General features: G+C 48.5%; 1 protein-coding gene and 1 pseudogene. Both read right to left on the minus strand.

Annotation, left to right across the window (positions count from 1 at the left end; genetic code table 11):
* Window positions 1–1,313, minus strand: a 1,313-nt coding sequence (gene mutL, locus WMO75_RS19360) for a DNA mismatch repair endonuclease MutL (protein ID WP_349078819.1), incomplete at its 3' end; no start/stop codon positions are given.
* 36 nt (window positions 1,314–1,349) lie between these two features.
* A pseudogene (locus WMO75_RS19365) lies at window positions 1,350–2,096 on the minus strand (MutS-related protein); the annotation flags it as partial.
* Window positions 2,097–2,131 lie beyond the last annotated feature (35 nt).

A 2,131-nucleotide genomic window follows, 5' to 3' on the forward strand; every position in this document is an offset into this window, starting at 1 on the left:
ATTTTTGCCTGCTGCTCCAACTCGACTTTCTTCTTCACCTCATCCAGCTCCTGATTCTTCCTGAGTGTTCCTGCAAACAGATTCTCCTCAGAAGGTGTCAGTGCCGGGGACGGATTTTTTTCTGATAAAATCCCCTCCGTTTTTGCCGGGTGCATCGTCGAATAAGCTGCCGGATTTTCTCGCACCGGCTGCGGTCTGGATATCGGTGTACCGTAGATCTGCTCCCGGCGTTTCTGCTCGAACGGCTCCGGTACCGCAGAAGACTTGACCACATTTTCTTTCCTGGAAGTTTCTTCCGGACCAAGTGTGACCTTCGGTATCATCTCGCGTCTGGTCAGGGCATTTCGCACCGTATCATAGATCGCATCGTAAACTTCCTGTTCCCTCGCAAAACGTACTTCCCTCTTGGCTGGATGGACATTGACATCCAGATCATTCCCCTCCATCTCCATACGCAGAGAAACGAACGGGAATTTATGCTGCATCAGAAAGCCTTTGTACGCGTTCTCAATGGCTTTGGTGATGATATTGTTCTTGACATAACGACCATTGATGTAATAATTCTCAAAAGAACGGTTTCCCCTCGCGATCTCCGGTTTTCCGACAAAGCCGGAGATCTTCATGAACGAATTCTCCTGCTCGACTTCGAGAAGCGCTTTGGCGATATCCCTGCCATACACACTGTAGATCACATCTTTGACACTGTAGTTGCCGGAAGTATGCAGCTTGACCTGTTTATTCTGGATGTATTTAAAAGAGATCTCCGGATGAGAAAGTGCAAGCTGTTCCATCAGGGTATGGATATAATTCGCCTCTGTTGTATCTGATTTCAGGAATTTACTGCGGGCAGGGGTATTATAAAACAGATTCCGTACAAGAAATGTCGTACCCTCCGGTGCACCAAGTTCTTCCAGCGAATGCTCCACGCCGCCTTCGATCACATAACGGTTTCCACTGATGGCAGACGGAGTCTTGGTGATCAGTTCCACCTGTGAAACTGCCGCGATACTGGAAAGAGCCTCTCCTCGGAAACCAAGGGAAGCAATGTGCTCCAGATCCTCAACTTTCTCGATCTTGCTGGTCGCATGACGGAGAAAAGCCAGCGGGATCTGGTCTTCTTCCATACCAGATCCGTTGTCGGTGATGCGGATCAGCTTTTTGCCGCCGTCAGTGATCTCTACTGTAACGGCTGTCGCACCGGCATCAATTGCATTTTCTACCAGCTCCTTCACCACAGAGGACGGGCGTTCCACCACCTCACCTGCTGCGATCTTGTCGATTGTATTCTGATCTAAGACTGCAATTTTTCTCAAAGTTACCTCCCCATTCCGGATAAACAAAGATCCTTTTTACCAGCGATTTTTGATCTTGTTCTGTAAATTATATAAAATATTCATAGCTTCCATCGGTGTCAGATTCGTCATGTCCAGGTTTTTGATCTCCTCTACGATATCATTATCCTGCACGGTATCAAAAAGTGACATCTGTGCCATATCTACCTGGTCATAGACGATCTTCTGTTTTTTCTTCGGTGCGGTCAGGTCCTTGACTGCTGCCGTGATATCCGCATCGCTGAGTTCCTCGACGAGTTCTTTTGCACGGTTGATGACAGAATCCGGCACACCGGCAAGCTTCGCTACCTGGATACCATAGCTCTTATCAGCGCCGCCCTTGACGATCTTACGCAGGAATACGATGTCGTCACCTTTTTCCTTGACAGCGATACAATAGTTATTAACGCCCGGAATCTTGCCTTCCAGTTCGGTCAGTTCATGATAATGCGTTGCAAAAAGTGTCTTGGCTCCGCAGAGTTTGGTGTTGCTGATATGCTCGATCACTGCCCAAGCGATCGCCAGTCCGTCAAAGGTACTGGTTCCACGTCCGATCTCATCCAGGATCAGAAGGCTTCTGGATGTCGCGTTTCGGAGAATATTGGCAACTTCTGTCATTTCTACCATGAAAGTACTCTGTCCACTTGCGAGATCATCAGACGCGCCGACTCTCGTAAAGATACGATCCACGATTCCGATGTTTGCCTTCTCTGCCGGAACAAAGCTTCCGATCTGTGCCATAAGAACGATGAGGGCCGTCTGACGATCTCGCAAGTGGACAGAGTACTTTCATGGTAGAA

The sequence above is a fragment of the Blautia intestinihominis genome, assembly GCF_040096655.1.
Lineage (GTDB): Bacteria > Bacillota > Clostridia > Lachnospirales > Lachnospiraceae > Blautia_A > Blautia_A intestinihominis.